14 protein-coding genes are annotated in these 13,788 nt (G+C 70.3%); 9 read left to right on the top strand and 5 right to left on the bottom strand.

What is annotated here, in order from left to right; all coding sequences use genetic code 11:
* Positions 1-30 precede the first annotated feature (30 nt).
* The 5 genes from dxr (at position 31) to map (ending at position 5,802) form a co-directional block, all read left to right on the top strand.
* Entirely contained in the window at positions 31-1,215 is a 1,185-nt protein-coding gene (gene dxr / locus AB0K52_RS02515) for a 1-deoxy-D-xylulose-5-phosphate reductoisomerase (RefSeq protein WP_363526146.1), read from the top strand.
* A 15-nt stretch (positions 1,216-1,230) separates the two neighbouring features.
* Positions 1,231-2,496 (top strand): site-2 protease family protein, encoded by a 1,266-nt coding sequence (locus tag AB0K52_RS02510; protein WP_363526144.1) that lies wholly within the window; start codon positions 1,231-1,233, stop codon positions 2,494-2,496.
* A gap of 28 nt (positions 2,497-2,524) precedes the next feature.
* On the top strand, positions 2,525-3,706 hold the full coding sequence (ispG, locus tag AB0K52_RS02505) for a flavodoxin-dependent (E)-4-hydroxy-3-methylbut-2-enyl-diphosphate synthase (protein ID WP_363525106.1): 1,182 nt from the start codon (positions 2,525-2,527) through the stop codon (positions 3,704-3,706).
* 238 nt (positions 3,707-3,944) lie between these two features.
* A complete protein-coding gene (locus AB0K52_RS02500; protein ID WP_363525103.1) occupies positions 3,945-4,475 on the top strand; it encodes a hypothetical protein in 531 nt (176 codons plus the stop codon).
* Positions 4,476-4,905: 430 nt separating this feature from the next.
* Entirely contained in the window at positions 4,906-5,802 is an 897-nt protein-coding gene (gene map, locus AB0K52_RS02495) for a type I methionyl aminopeptidase (protein WP_363525100.1), read from the top strand.
* Positions 5,803-5,947: 145 nt separating this feature from the next.
* On the opposite strand, the gene AB0K52_RS02490 is transcribed toward map, so the two are convergent.
* The 5 genes from AB0K52_RS02490 to AB0K52_RS02470 all read right to left on the bottom strand — a co-directional run bounded on the left by AB0K52_RS02490 (position 5,948) and on the right by AB0K52_RS02470 (position 11,042).
* Positions 5,948-8,782, bottom strand: coding sequence for an FtsX-like permease family protein (locus AB0K52_RS02490; RefSeq protein WP_363525097.1), 2,835 nt, complete (start codon positions 8,780-8,782; stop codon positions 5,948-5,950).
* Position 8,783: 1 nt separating this feature from the next.
* Positions 8,784-9,506 (bottom strand): ABC transporter ATP-binding protein, encoded by a 723-nt coding sequence (locus AB0K52_RS02485; RefSeq protein WP_363525094.1) that lies wholly within the window; start codon positions 9,504-9,506, stop codon positions 8,784-8,786.
* A gap of 20 nt (positions 9,507-9,526) precedes the next feature.
* A complete protein-coding gene (locus AB0K52_RS02480; protein ID WP_363525091.1) occupies positions 9,527-10,120 on the bottom strand; it encodes a PadR family transcriptional regulator in 594 nt (197 codons plus the stop codon).
* Between the two features lie 116 nt (positions 10,121-10,236).
* On the bottom strand, positions 10,237-10,650 hold the full coding sequence (locus tag AB0K52_RS02475; protein ID WP_363525088.1) for a DUF4439 domain-containing protein: 414 nt from the start codon (positions 10,648-10,650) through the stop codon (positions 10,237-10,239).
* Positions 10,647-11,042 carry a hypothetical protein gene (locus tag AB0K52_RS02470; protein ID WP_363525085.1) on the bottom strand — a complete coding sequence of 132 codons (396 nt, stop codon included), beginning with the start codon at positions 11,040-11,042 and terminating at the stop codon, positions 10,647-10,649. The genes AB0K52_RS02475 and AB0K52_RS02470 overlap by 4 nt, the downstream gene beginning before the upstream one ends.
* Before the next feature lie 84 nt (positions 11,043-11,126).
* Between AB0K52_RS02470 and rimP the strand changes: the two genes are divergently transcribed.
* From rimP to AB0K52_RS02450, 4 genes are all read left to right on the top strand, one after another.
* Positions 11,127-11,588, top strand: a complete 462-nt coding sequence (gene rimP / locus AB0K52_RS02465; RefSeq protein WP_363525082.1) for a ribosome maturation factor RimP — start codon at positions 11,127-11,129, stop codon at positions 11,586-11,588.
* Between the two features lie 74 nt (positions 11,589-11,662).
* Complete coding sequence (gene nusA / locus AB0K52_RS02460; RefSeq protein ID WP_208493855.1) at positions 11,663-12,697, top strand: transcription termination factor NusA; 1,035 nt, start codon at positions 11,663-11,665, stop codon at positions 12,695-12,697.
* 7 nt (positions 12,698-12,704) lie between these two features.
* A complete protein-coding gene (locus tag AB0K52_RS02455) occupies positions 12,705-13,046 on the top strand; it encodes a YlxR family protein (RefSeq protein ID WP_363526142.1) in 342 nt (113 codons plus the stop codon).
* A gap of 80 nt (positions 13,047-13,126) precedes the next feature.
* Positions 13,127-13,788, top strand: a 662-nt coding sequence (locus AB0K52_RS02450; RefSeq protein WP_363525078.1) for a translation initiation factor IF-2 N-terminal domain-containing protein, incomplete at its 3' end; no start/stop codon positions are given.

Below are 13,788 nucleotides of genomic sequence, written 5' to 3'. Positions count from 1 at the left end.
ATCATTCCCGTGACTGACCAACGCGAGATCGTGCTCCTGGGGTCCACCGGCTCCATCGGGACTCAGGCCATCGACATCGTCCGCAGCAACCCCGACCGCTTCCGCGTCGTCGGCATCGGCGCGGGCGGAGGCAATCCGGCGCTCCTGGCCGAGCAGGCCATCGAACTGGGCGTGGACGTCGTCGCGGTCGCCGACGCGAAGGCCCTCGAGGACGTGCAGCTGCGCCTGTTCGCCGCGGCGACCAAGCAGGGTTGGACCTCCGGCGACGCCCGCATGCCCAAGCTCATCGCGGGCCGCGGCGCCATGACCGAGCTCGCCGCCTGGCCCTGCGACACCGTGCTCAACGGCATCAACGGCTCCATCGGGCTCGCCCCGACCCTCGCCGCCCTCGAGGCGGGACGCCGAGTGGCCCTCGCCAACAAGGAGTCCCTCGTCGCCGGCGGCCCGCTCGTGCGGGAGGTCGCGCGGCCCGGCCAGCTCGTCCCGGTCGACTCCGAGCACTCCGCGCTGGCGCAGTGCCTGCGCTCGGGTGCGATGGAGCGGGTCGCGAAGCTCGTGCTCACCGCCTCGGGCGGGCCCTTCCGCGGCAGGTCGCGCGGCGAGCTCGCCGAGGTCACGGTCGAACAGGCGCTGGCGCACCCGACCTGGGCCATGGGCCCGGTCGTCACGATCAACTCCGCGACCATGGTGAACAAGGCGCTCGAGGTGATCGAGGCGCACGAGCTCTTCGACGTGCCGTACGGCGACATCGAGGTGGTCGTGCACCCGCAGTCGGTGATCCACTCGATGGTCGAGTTCACCGACGGCTCCACCATCGCCCAGGCCTCCCCGCCGGACATGCGCCTGCCCATCGGCCACGCGCTCGCCTGGCCCGACCGCCTCCCCGGATCCGCCCGCCCGGTCGACTGGACGAAGGCCGCCGACTGGCACTTCGAGCCGCTCGACGCGACCGCGTTCCCGGCCGTCGCCCTCGCCAAGGACGCCGGCCGCGCCGGCGGCCTCATGCCCGCCGTGTACAACGCCGCCAACGAGGAGGCCGTCGCGGCCTTCCGCGACGGGCGGCTCCCGTTCCTCGGCATCGTCGACACGATCTCGAGCGTGCTCGAGGCCGCTCCCGAGTTCGGCCGACCCGGAAGTGTCGCAGACGTACTCGAGGCGGAGAACTGGGCGCGCGCGTGCGCCCGACGGCTAGTGTTGGACGCGTCCGAGCGTTAGAAGGAGACCGACTTGCTGGCCTACATCACCGGGATCGTCCTGTTCGCGTTGGCGATCCTCATCTCCGTGAGCCTGCACGAATTCGGCCACATGCTCACGGCCAAGGGCTTCGGCATGAAGGTCACCCGCTACTTCGTGGGCTTCGGACCCACCCTGTGGTCGTTCCGCAAGGGCGAGACCGAATACGGCCTCAAGGGCATCCCGCTCGGCGGCTTCGTCAAGATCGTCGGCATGACGCCGCTCGAGGAGGACGAGGAGGAGCTCTCCGAGGCCGACAAGAAGCGGGTGTTCTGGCGCAAGCCGCTGTGGCAGCGCACGGTCGTGCTCGCGGCCGGCTCGGTCACGCACTTCATCATCGGCTTCATCGCCCTGTGGATCCTCGTCTCCTTCGTCGGCGTGGTCGCCAACCCGGCCTATGCCGAGCAGATCACCGAGTCCGAGCAGAACGCGCAGGTCACGGTCGCGCCGTGCGTCGAGTCCACCGACACCGCCGCCCCCGCGGCGGGCGACTGCGCCGCAGGCCAGATCGAAGGCCCGGCCTACGCCGCCGGGATCGAGGACGGCGACGCCATCACCTCCGTGGGCGGCACCGCCGTCACCGACTGGGAGTCGCTCGTCGACACCGTCTCCGGCCTCACCCCGGAGCAGCCGGTCGAGGTCACCGTCGACCGCGACGGCGCCGCGAAGACCGTCGAGGTCGTCCCGTACGCGGCCACCGCCGAGAAGGAGGACGGCACGACCGAGACGGTCGCCCGCCTTGGCGTCTTCGTGTACAGCGACCCCGCGATCGCCCCGACCGTCGCGGTCGGCCCGATCGACGGCGTCGGCGAGACCTTCAGCTCCACCGGCGAGATGTTCAAGGAGACGTTCATCGCCCTCGGCCAGCTGCCCTCGAAGATCCCGCCGCTGTGGGACGCGATCATGGGCGGCGAGCGCAGCGCGGACTCGCCCGTCAGCGTGGTGGGCGCCTCGCGTCTCGGCGGCGAGATGGTCCAGTACGACCAGTGGGCGATGTTCTTCATGCTCCTGGTGGTCCTGAACTACTTCATCGGCATCTTCAACCTGCTGCCGCTCCTGCCGATGGACGGCGGGCACATCGCGATCGCCTGGTTCGAGAAGGCCCGGTCGTGGCTCGCCGTGAAGCGAGGAAAAATCGATCCCGGGCGTGTCGACTACATGAAACTCATGCCGCTCACCTACGCTGTGATCGTCCTCCTGGGCGGCTTCATGCTGCTGACGATCACCGCAGACATCGTCAACCCGATCACTATCTTCAACTAACCCGCGAATCAGGGTGGAAACTGGCCACATGACCGCAGTGAACCTCGGTATCCCCACCAAGCGCCACGACCACGAGGTCGAACCGCTCGCCCCGCGCCGCCCGACCCGGCAGCTCAACGTCGGCGGCGTGCTCGTCGGCGGCGGCGCGCCCATCAGCGTGCAGTCGATGACCACCACCCGCACCTCGGACATCGGCGCGACGCTGCAGCAGATCGCCGAGCTCACCGCCACCGGCTGCCAGATCGTCCGCGTCGCGTGCCCGACCCAGGACGACGCCGACGCGCTCAAGGTCATCGCGAAGCAGTCGCAGATCCCGGTCATCGCGGACATCCACTTCCAGCCCAAGTACGTCTTCGCCGCGATCGACGCCGGGTGCGCCGCCGTGCGCGTCAACCCCGGCAACATCAAGCAGTTCGACGACCGGGTGGGGGAGATCGCCAAGGCCGCCAAGGGCGCCGGGACGCCGATCCGCATCGGCGTGAACGCCGGGTCGCTCGACAAGCGGCTGCTCGCCAAGTACGGCAAGGCCACCCCGGAGGCGCTGGTCGAGTCCGCGCTGTGGGAGGCCTCGCTGTTCGAGGAGCACGACTTCCGCGACATCAAGATCTCGGTCAAGCACAACGACCCGGTCGTCATGATCAAGGCCTACCGGCTCCTCTCCCAGCAGTGCGACTACCCGCTGCACCTGGGCGTCACCGAGGCCGGCCCCGCCTTCCAGGGCACCATCAAGTCCGCCGCCGCGTTCGGCGCGCTGCTCGCCGAGGGCATCGGCGACACCATCCGCGTCTCCCTCTCGGCCCCGCCGGTCGAGGAGGTCAAGGTCGGCAACCAGATCCTGGAGTCGATGGGCCTCAAGGAGCGCGGCCTGGAGATCGTCTCGTGCCCGTCGTGCGGGCGCGCTCAGGTGGACGTGTACACACTCGCCGAGCAGGTCACGGCCGGGCTCGAGGGCCTGCCGGTCCCGCTGCGCGTGGCCGTGATGGGCTGCGTCGTGAACGGCCCCGGCGAGGCCCGAGAGGCCGACCTGGGCGTGGCGAGCGGCAACGGCCGCGGCCAGATCTTCGTCAAGGGCGAGGTCATCCGCACCGTCCCGGAGTCGCAGATCGTGGAGACGCTCATCGAGGAGGCCGTGAAGCTGGCCGAGGCGATGGGCGCGGACCTGCCCGAGGAGCTCAAGGGCCTGGCCGGACCGGTAGTCCAAGTCCACTGATGGAACTGTCGGATCGCCGACTCACCCGTCGGCGATCCTTCCCTAGGCTGGTCCGTAGCACCAGTTGAGGGCTTCGCGGTACGACCGAAAACCCGACATAGAGCGCATCTTGTGCAAAATTCCACAAAGGTGACTACAGGGGATTCCGCCGAACCGCCGTCCGGTGCCGCGCATAATGACTTCCGTGCGTGTCAAGCGCAGCTGACGGCTGCGTCCGCGAAAGGGGAGGGCGACCGGCATGGGGAAGTTCGAACGGCAGATTTCCGAGGGCGTCACCAAGTACTACTGGTACCCGGGCGAGAAGATCGACTGGATCCGAGGCGCGCTCACCGTCCTCGGCGGCGGCCTGCTCTTCGCCCTGATCTACGTGGTCACCAAGAACAGCCTGCTCGCCGCGGTCGTCTCCGGCACCGCCGTCCAGGCGGTCGTCGGCGCTTACCTGGGCCGCCGTGACGCCGCGGGCCTCTCGGAGTTCCACGACCCCGCGACCGAGCGCCGCGAGGCGGTCGTCGACGGCACTCGCGCCGCCTGGCGCGGAACCCTCCAAGGACTGCTGTGCGCCGGCTCGGCCATGCTCGTGCTGAACGTGCCCCACTCGGGGTTCCTCGCCGACTGGGTGCTGCCGTTCGTGCCCTCGATCATCGGCGCCCTCGCCCACTCCGGCGGGATGCTCTGGGAGCGGCTGGCCCAGGAGGTCGGCACCGCCGACATGGACGCGGCCGCCGAGGCCGACGCGGAAGCGCCCACCAAGGCGCTCGAAGCCGCCTGATCACGAGGCTTTCGCCAAGGCCCGCAGCCGATCCGAAGGTCGCGGGCCTTCGCGTTGCGCGGGGGAGGGGGTGGTGAGCCGACGCGGGGCGACTGCACGCCGCCTGGGTTGGTCAGGCGGGGCGCTCGACCGCGGGAGGTGTCGTATTGCCGCGTCCGGCCGGAGCCGGGCGGCGGCGCTCTCGCGGGAGCCGCGCCCCGCGCCGGCTCGGTAGGAGAGTCGTCACGGGGTCCCGGACCGCCCCGCCCGAGCATTCGGACAGGGGTGCGCCGGTCGTCCCAGCATGCGGCCTGGCGAGCGGGAACGCAAGAGGTTTTCGCATCCGCGGGCCGATTTCCGGGCGGCCGCTCGGTAACAGGGACGCCGCCCGGCGGTGGACCGCGGGCTTCGCCGCGGCGGCCCCCGCGGACCCTCAAGTTAGGCTTGGCGGATGGAAACCCGTCCCGCGCTGCGCCCAGGCAGGCAGAGCCCCCGCAGGAGCGTCCCCGAAGCGATCGAGCGGCCCGAGTACGTCGGCAAGCCCGCGCCGTCCCCCTTCACCGGGTCGGAGGTGAAGGACGCCGAGACCATCGAGCGGATGCGCGTCGCCGGGCGCATCGCCGCCGACGCCCTCGAGAACGTCGGCAAGGCCGTCGCCCCCGGCGTCACCACCGACGAACTCGACAGGATCGTCCACGAATACCTGTGCGACCTCGGCGCCTACCCCTCGACGCTCGGCTACCGCGGCTACCCGAAGTCCTGCTGCACCTCGCTCAACGAGGTCATCTGCCACGGCATCCCCGACTCCACCGTGGTGCAGGACGGCGACATCGTCAACATCGACATCACCGCCTTCATCGGCGGCGTCCACGGCGACTGCAACGCCACCTTCCTCGCCGGCGACGTCTCCCAGGAGGCCCGCGACCTCGTGGAGCGCACCTGGGCGGCCACCTGGCGCGGCATCAAGGCCGTCAAGCCCGGCCGCCAGCTCAACGTCGTAGGCAAGGTCATCGAGGCCTACGCGAAGCGCTTCGGCTACGGCGTCGTCCGCCAGTTCACCGGCCACGGCATCGGCACCGCGTTCCACTCCGGCCTCTACGTGCCCCACTACGACAACCCGGGCCTCGAGGTCGAGATCGAGACCGGCATGACCTTCACGATCGAGCCGATGATCAACCTCGGCACCGCCGAGCACGAGATGTGGGACGACGGCTGGACCGCCGTCACCCGCGACCGCAAGTGGACCGCCCAGTTCGAGCACACCCTGCTGGTCACCGACGACGGCTTCGAGATCCTGACCATGCCCTCCAGCGGCGTCCCGGCCGGGACGCCCGAGCACAAGCGTTGAGTGGCAGCGGGTTCCTACCCTGACGCGGGCGGCGCCGGTCCGTGAGATGCCGATGTCTCCGAGGGGTTGAGCCGGCGCCGCCCCCACGAGACAGACCAAGGGCCCCAGTGCGAACCGCACTGGGGCCCTTGGCCTCCTTGGAGGGTTACGTCAAGCGCCGCTCACTGGGGAGCCGCGCCTTGGTGAACAGGAGCGCCCCGACCGCGGCGATGACCGGGACGGCCACCAGCATGATCACGAAGCTCGCCCACGGCAGCTCCCAGCCGTAGAGCGTCTCGAACGGGTAGCTGTTCGTCAGGGGCCGGTTCAGCGCCGCGCGGATCAGCGCGTAACCGATCAGGCCCGCGAACGTGCCCATCAGCGTGCCGAACACCGCGATCATCGTCGTCTGCCACATCGCGAACCGCTTGCGCAGGCCCGGCGCCGCGCCGACCGCGCCGAGCGTGGTCATGTCCTTAGTCTGCTCGGCGATGATGAGCCCGGTCGACACGGCGGTCGAACCGAGGGTGATGAGCGCGCACAGCCCGGCCACGGCCAGCAGGATGTAGAGCGTCTCGGTGTCCCGGTAATCGGCCACGTCGAAGCCCGCCGACACCGACTCGTCAGACAGCTTGGCGCGCATGTCCGCCCTGATCGTCTCGCGGAGCGCTTCGTCGATCGGCGTGGACGTCTCGATCAGGTACCGCTGCGACCACACCGACGGCTTCATGCCGACCTGCTCGGCCGCGGCAGGACTGAACATGACCCCGGCGTAGCCCAGCAGATCCCGGTGCACCGCCATGGCGGGCACTTCGACCTCGTAGTACTTGGGCTCCTGGTCCGGCCCCTCCTCGACGATCTCAGAGACCTCCTGCTCGAAGACCGCGGTGCCCTCGGCGGTGACGGCCCACTTGTCGGCCACGAGCACGCCGCCGTCCTCCAGGACCGCCACGGCAGCGTCGAGCTCGTCGCCATCGAGCCCGGTGTAGGCGGCGACCACCGCCGGATCGGTGGTGGTGGGGACGTCGTACATGCCGTACCCGTACGCGGCCGACTCCTCGTCGCAGCGCGGGTCCTGGCGGGCCTGCTCCACGGCCGCCGCGGCCTGCTCCTCGGTCTCCGTCGGGAGCTCCCAGTACACGCACACGTTCTCGTCGGGCCGGACGAGCTGCACCCAGCACCAGATCTCCTCGGCGTCGGGGAAGTCGGCCTCCCTGCCGCAGCCCTGCGCTTCGCCCACCGTCTGCACCGGGATCAGCTCGAGGTCGTCCAGGTGCTGGGCCAGCCGCGCCTCGGACTCGGCGAGCCCGCTCTCCCAGTCGGGATCGCCGATCGGCTCGCCCGTCTCCGGGTCGTACTCGTCGGTGTCGTTGTACAGGACCAGCGACGCGGTGCCCTCCGGCAGCAGCCGCTCCTGCCCGGCCTCGTTGCGCACGTTGTCCGCGGCCATCGTCAGCGTGAACGCCATGCCGGCGGCCACGACGCCCAGGACCGCCGCGATCGCGGGGGCAGCGGAGCCGCGGTTGCGGCCGGCCTCCCGCAGCGCCATGCGCGGCGCGAGCGGCATCCAGCGCCCGAGCTTCGCCGTCACCGCCAGGAGCGCCGGCGTGCAGGCGACCAGGCCGAGCTGCAGCAGCACGATGGCGCTCGCCATGAGCGGCATGTTCCAGATCGAGATGCCCGCGAAGCCCGCCACCATGCCGCCCGCGACCATGACCAGGCCGATGACGAGCCAGCGCTTCGAACCCTTGCGGTTCGGCGTGCGGCCCATGAGCGCCGCGACCACGTTGATGCGCGAGGCGCTGATCGCGGCGGCGAGCGCCGAGAGCAGTCCTGTGGCGATGGCGGCGAGGACGAGCAGGCCCTGGAGCCACGGCAGGATCTCCAGGCCCGGGGTGCGGTGGCCGACGAGCTGCTCGAGCAGCGGCCGCCCGACGGCGACGACGCCGACGCCTATGAGGACCGCGACCACCGCCGCGATGATGCCGAACAGGATGCCGCCGGCGAGCACGACGCCGCGGATCTGGCGCGGCGTCGCGCCGTTGGCGCTCATGAGCGCGAACTCGCGGGTGCGCCGCTTCGCGCTGATCGCGAACGCCGGACCCGCCAGCAGGATGACCTCCATGACCACGGAGACCACGATCAGCGCGTAGAACGTGAGGTAGAACGAGTCCATCGGGTCGTCGTAGTACATGCCCCCGGGGGTGGTGGGCGGCGTGTCCAGCAGCGCCTCCGACCACACGGTCAGCCCGACCTCGTTGAGCGCCGAGGCGTCCTCGCGCGTGAACGTCTCAGGCGTGTCCACCAGCCATCCGGTGGTGTCGGTAGGGAAGAACGAGGCGATCGCGTACTGGCCGTTGATGTCCCACGGGATCTCCACGATCCCGCTGACCTCGTGCTCCTCGCCGGACGGCCCGGCCAGGAACGTGACCGTGTCGCCCACGCCCACCTCGAGGCGCGCGGCCGCGTCCTCGCTGAGCACGATCTGGTCGCGGATCGGCGCCGAACCCTCGAGGTAGGTGAAGCCGGCCGCCTCGTAGTTGGGGTGGCTCAGGTCGTAGCCGATGACGTCGACCTCGCCGATGCCGCTCGGCGTCTCGACCTCGGCCTGCTCCGCGCCGCCCGGCCACGTGCTGTACGGGGCGATCCGGGTCCCGACGGGCAGCCGGTTGAGGATGCCCCCCTCGGTGATCCCCGGGGGCTCCTGATCGGTCTCGGGGTCCGTCCACTCCCACCACGGGTAGCTCTCGTCCCAGGTGAACTGGGAGATCGGCAGTCCGGCGTAGACCTCTTCGATGTACGCGTCGTTCGTTCCGACGTACTGCTCCACCTCCTGTTCGGCGTCCAGCGTGACGGTGTCGAACGCGCTGGCCCCGATGGCGACGCCGAGCAGCGGCAGCCCCAGCAGCGAGATCGAGAGCGCCGAGCGCCCCTTGTAGCGCCATGCCTCGCGGCGCGCGATCCTGAAAGCGAGACGTTGGCTCGCCAGCAGTCGCTTCACGCTACGAACCCGCGCCTTCGAGCAGGCTGTCCGCTCCGGCGAGCGGCGCGGAGGTGTCGATGATCCGGCCGTCGCGCAGGAACACGACCCGGTCGGCCCAGCCCGCGTGCCTGGCGTCGTGGGTGACCAGGAGTCCGGCCGCGCCGGCGTCGACGCGGCGGCGCAGGAGCTTCAGCACCTCTTCGCCCGTGTGGGAGTCGAGCGCGCCGGTCGGTTCGTCCGCCAGCACCAGGCGCCGCTCACCGATCAGGGCCCGGGCGATGGCCACGCGCTGGGCCTGCCCGCCCGAGATCTCATCGGGGAACCGGTCGGCCTGCTTCACATCCAGCCCGACCTCTTCGAGGGCCGCGAGCGCCATCTTGCGGGCCTTGGGCGAGGACATCCCGTCCAGTTCCAGCGGGAGCGCGGCGTTCTCGGCCGCGGTCAGGCTCGGCACCAGGTTGTAGTCCTGGAACACATAGCCCACACTGCGCCGGCGCAGCGCGGCGAGCTTCTTCTTGTTGAGCGAGGCCAGGACGGTGCCTTCGACCAGGACCTGGCCCGAGGTCGGGGCGTCCAGGCCGCCGGCGAGGTTGAGCAGGGTCGACTTGCCGGACCCCGAAGGGCCCATGATGGCGACGAGTTCACCGGCCGCGATGGTGAGCTCGGCGTCGATCAGGGCGTGGACGATGTTCTCGCCCGAGCCGTGGGTCCGGCTCACGCCTTTCAGATGCAGAACGGTCATGGGGGTACCGCGTTCTCTTCTCAGTGGGATCGGGATCGGTTGACTTCGGATGCCGCGTCGGCCGAGTCGTGCTCGCCGACGCCGAACGGCAACGTCGCCTGCGGTTCTGCGCGGGCCACCACGGCCTCGGTGTGGTCGAGCCAGCGGATCTCCGCCTCGGCGCGGAAGATCATCGACTCGAGCACCAGCCGCCAGGCCAGTTCCGGGTGGTCCTCGGCCGATTTGAGCCGCGTGTACTCCTGGAGCAGGCGCAGGGTCGCCCCGCGCTGGCGCTGGATGACGTCGGCGACGTCCACGCCGGGCGTGGTCACCGCCAGCGCCAGCTTGATGGTGAGCTCGTCCCGGGGCCGGTCGGCGGCCTGCACCGGCGAGGCGAACCAGCCCGCCAGGTGGCGGCGGCCGCTCTCGGTGATCCGGTAGGGGCGCTGGCCGGAGTCGTTCTCCGGCATGGCCTCGACGAGCTCGTCGCGTTCGAGCCGGTTGAGGGTGGTGTAGACCTGTCCGATGTTGAGCGGCCAGGTGTTGCCGGTGGCGCTCTCGAACGCGGCCCGCAGTTGGTAGCCGTAGGCGGGTCCCCGTTCGAGCAGCGCGAGGAGGCTGTGTTTGACACTCATGAGCTACCTCGTATCGCTACTAGTCCTCTCCAAGCGGAGAGATACCGAGTATGGCATAGCTGGTATGCAGAAGGCGGATACAGGTAAGGCTGTTTCTTGGAGGCGCAGGCGAACGCCTACTCGGGGCGGCCCGGCCACGGGTCGGCGGCGGACTCGCCGACGGCGATCCGCCAGCGGGCCAGGGCCACCGCGGCGTCGCCGTACATCCTGAGGCAGATCTCGCGGTCGCGCGGCTCGGTCGAGGCCACGCCCGCGCGCCAGGCGGTGGTCACGCTCGTCTCGACGGCGAGCAGCAGCCGCTGCGCCCCGGCGGCGTCGGCGATGGGCTCGATGTCGTAGCCCGCCAGGGACGGGGCCGCTTCGAGCCCGTGCTCGTCGTAGAAGTCGAGCAGCGCGTCGCGCCGCGAGCGGTGCTCGGCCTCGAGCTCCTCGGCGATCCAGCGCGGGTCGCCGTCCAGATGCACCGCGGCGGCGCTGTAGGCGTAGATCGCCGCGTACTCGGCGGCGAGGCCGGTGTCCACGACGGTCATGCGAGCACCGCCGCGTGGGCGGCGCGGCAGGCCGCGATCTCCCCGAGCACGACCGCGTAGTCCGAGTCGGTGCCGAGGCAGGCGTCGCCCGCCTCCTTGCTCCCCGCGCTCTCGGCTTCGGCGAGCGCGGCGGCGTCGGCCGGGAGCTCGCCGATCTCCTCGGCGACCACATTGGGCTTCAGGAGCCGTTCCAATGTGGCCGCATGGGTGCGGTGGTCCTCGGCGAAGTCGCCGTAGCCGAGGGCGTCCCCGGCGGCGGCCAGCGTGCGGGCGGTGCGGAGCGCGGCGGTGAGGTCCGCGTCCGAGGTGATGATGTGCGCCGTCTCCCGGGTGCATCCGGCGGCCGTGAGAACGGCCGCCCCGACCAGGAGTCCGCGTCGGGTCGTGAACACCCACCCAGTTTCCCAGGCTGCCTTTCCATTCTGTCTCCGGGCGGTTAATCTCGGCCGAACAGGCGACATGGAGGGGAATTGCGCATGGGAAATGAGCGGCAAGCGGAGGTCGAGGCGATCCTGGCCCCGGCCGTGGCGAAGGTCGGTTTCGACCTCGAAGGGCTGCAGGTCACCAAGGCCGGCCGGCGGCTGCTCGTCCGCGTGCTCGTCGACAAGGACGGCGGGATCTCGCTGGACGATGTGGCGGTTGTCTCGAAAGCCTGCTCGAAGGCCCTGGACGAGTCGGACTCCACGGGTGGGCCCTTCGCCGACACCCCCTATACCCTGGAAGTGTCCTCGCCGGGCGTGGACCGTCCGCTGACCGAGCCTCGGCACTGGCGGCGTAATATTGGGCGCTTGGTAGCCGTGCACATCGGGGAGGAGCCCGTCGCCGGGCGCGTCACGGCCGCCAGCGAGCGGGGGATTGAACTAGAAGCCGACGGCGTGCGCCGCTCGGCTACCTATGCCGAGCTGGGGCCCGGCAAGGTGCAGATCGAGCTGAGATGAGCGTCTGCTCGAAGACGCGGCTCGCACGCCTTGAACGGCCGCGGTGAGGACAACTCAAGACTTAAGGAGAACGGGTGCATATCGACCTGGCCGCGCTGCGGTCGCTGGAACGCGAGCGCGACATCCCTTTCGAGACAATCCTCGGCGCTATCGAATCGGCGCTGCTGACCGCCTACAAGCACACCCCCGGGGCCGATGAGCGCGCGCGAGTAGTGGTGAACCGCGACAATGGGATCGCCAATGTCCTTGTGCCGGTGGTGAACGAAGAGGACGAGGTCGTCTCGGAGCGCGATGACACCCCCGAGGGCTTCGGCCGCATCGCCGCCCAGACCGCGAAGCAGGTCATCCTGCAGCGGCTGCGCGAAGCCGCCGACGAGGTCAACTACGGGGAGTACTCCGGCAAGGAGGGCGACATCGTCACCGGTGTCGTCCAGGCCCACGGCGAGCGCAACGAGCGCGGGATCGTCACTGTGGACCTCGGCAAGATCGAGGCCACCCTGCCCCTCAACGAGCAGGTCCCCGGTGAGAACTACGAGCACGGCAAGCGCATCCGCGCGATCGTCATCCAGGTGAACCGCACCGCCCGCGGTCCCCAGATCACGTTGTCGCGCACCCACCCCGCCCTGGTGAAGAAGCTGTTCGCGTTCGAGGTGCCCGAGATCGACGAGGGCGCCGTGGAGATCCCGGCGATCGCACGTGAGGCCGGTCACCGTTCCAAGATCGCGGTGCGCGCCACAACGAAGGACGTCAACGCGAAGGGCGCGTGCATCGGCCCGATGGGCTCGCGCGTGCGCGCGGTCATGAGCGAACTCGGCGGCGAGAAGATCGACATCGTCGACTGGGACGCCGACCCCGCACGGTTCGTCGCGAACGCCCTCTCCCCGGCGAAGACCCTGTCGGTGCGGGTCGTGGACGAGGCGACACGGTCCACTGAGGTGATCGTCCCGGACTATCAGCTTTCGCTCGCGATCGGCCGCGAAGGCCAGAACGCCCGTCTCGCCGCGCGCCTCACGGGGTGGCGGATCGACATCAAGTCCGACGCGCACGTCTCCGGCGGCGCCAAGGAGGAGACCGGCCCGGCCGGTGGCGGTCGGCGGTCCGGGAGGTAGACTGAACATCGGATCGCAACGTGACGCAGCGGTAGTCCGCACTTGTGTGGGGTGCCGCAGACGCGCATCGGCCGCCGAGCTCCTGCGCGTCGTCGTTCAACGCTCTGAGGGTTCCCCGAACCGCCTGGTTCCGGACCCGCAGCGCCGCCTCAGCGGCCGCGGAGCCCATGTGCACCACGACCTGAACTGCCTTGAACAGGCAGTTCGCAAGCGTGCGTTCGCCCGAGCCCTCAGAATCGAGGGAGCGGTAGACGTTGGAGCGGTGCGAACCCATGTCGAGTCGGAGTCGGCCGAGAGGCCGACTCCCGCACACGAAGCAGGTAGAGACCGAATGAAGACCACGCGATGAAGTTCTTCGAATGAACGCGTTGCTAGTCGGTAGATAAGGTCGGCGGGCGCTGCCCGTACGACCTCGAATTGAGGAGTGCAGTGGCAGCAAAGCCCCGCGTACATGAACTTGCCAAGGAACTGGGCACGACGAGCAAGGAACTGCTCGCCCGCCTCGGGGACATGGGCGAGTTCGTGAAGTCAGCGTCGAGCACGGTCGAGGCCCCGGTGGCGCGTCGACTGCGGCAGGAATACGACGCCGCACAGGGCGCCCAGTCCGCGCCGGCGCCGAAGACGGCGCCGACGCCCGAGCCCGCCAAGGCGGCGGCCCCCAAGGGCCCGCGCCCGGCGGCACCGAGCCCGTCCAAGATCATGCAGGCCAAGGTCGAGGCCAAGGACGCCAAGACCGAGGCGAAGGCCGAGGCCGAAGCGAAGAAGGCCGTGAAGAAGGCCGCCCCGAAGCCGGGCGCGGCCGCGCCGAAGCCCGGACCCAAGCCAGTCCCCGCGCCGGCCCCGGCCGCCCAGCCCACGAGCGCCCGCGACATCGAGGTGGCCGCGGAGCAGAAACGCGCCGAGGAGCTGGTCAAGCGCCAGCAGGAGCAGGCCGAGGCCGCCAAGCGCGCCGCCGCCGCTCCGAAGCCCGGCCCCAAGCCCGCTCCGGCCGCCCGTCCCGGCGCCCAGTGGGACCTGCGCTGCGAGCTGCGCGAGCACATGGCCGCTTGGCTGGCGAAGCATCACCCCGACTGCATCCCCGACCCGAGCTG

It is taken from the genome of Glycomyces sp. NPDC049804, from assembly GCF_040674615.1.
Classification (GTDB): domain Bacteria; phylum Actinomycetota; class Actinomycetes; order Mycobacteriales; family Micromonosporaceae; genus Glycomyces; species Glycomyces niveus.
The sequence above is the reverse complement of the archived record's forward strand: the minus strand, read 5'-3'. Positions and strand labels throughout refer to the sequence as shown.

Coding starts and splice junctions, on each gene's coding strand:
- AB0K52_RS02500 (WP_363525103.1), top strand. CDS start 3,945: ATGGGGAAGTTCGAACGGCAGATTTCCGAGGGCGTCACCAAGTACTAC.
- AB0K52_RS02480 (WP_363525091.1), bottom strand. CDS start 10,120: ATGAGTGTCAAACACAGCCTCCTCGCGCTGCTCGAACGGGGACCCGCC.
- rimP (WP_363525082.1), top strand. CDS start 11,127: ATGGGAAATGAGCGGCAAGCGGAGGTCGAGGCGATCCTGGCCCCGGCC.
- AB0K52_RS02475 (WP_363525088.1), bottom strand. CDS start 10,650: ATGACCGTCGTGGACACCGGCCTCGCCGCCGAGTACGCGGCGATCTAC.
- ispG (WP_363525106.1), top strand. CDS start 2,525: ATGACCGCAGTGAACCTCGGTATCCCCACCAAGCGCCACGACCACGAG.
- AB0K52_RS02485 (WP_363525094.1), bottom strand. CDS start 9,506: ATGACCGTTCTGCATCTGAAAGGCGTGAGCCGGACCCACGGCTCGGGC.
- map (WP_363525100.1), top strand. CDS start 4,906: ATGGAAACCCGTCCCGCGCTGCGCCCAGGCAGGCAGAGCCCCCGCAGG.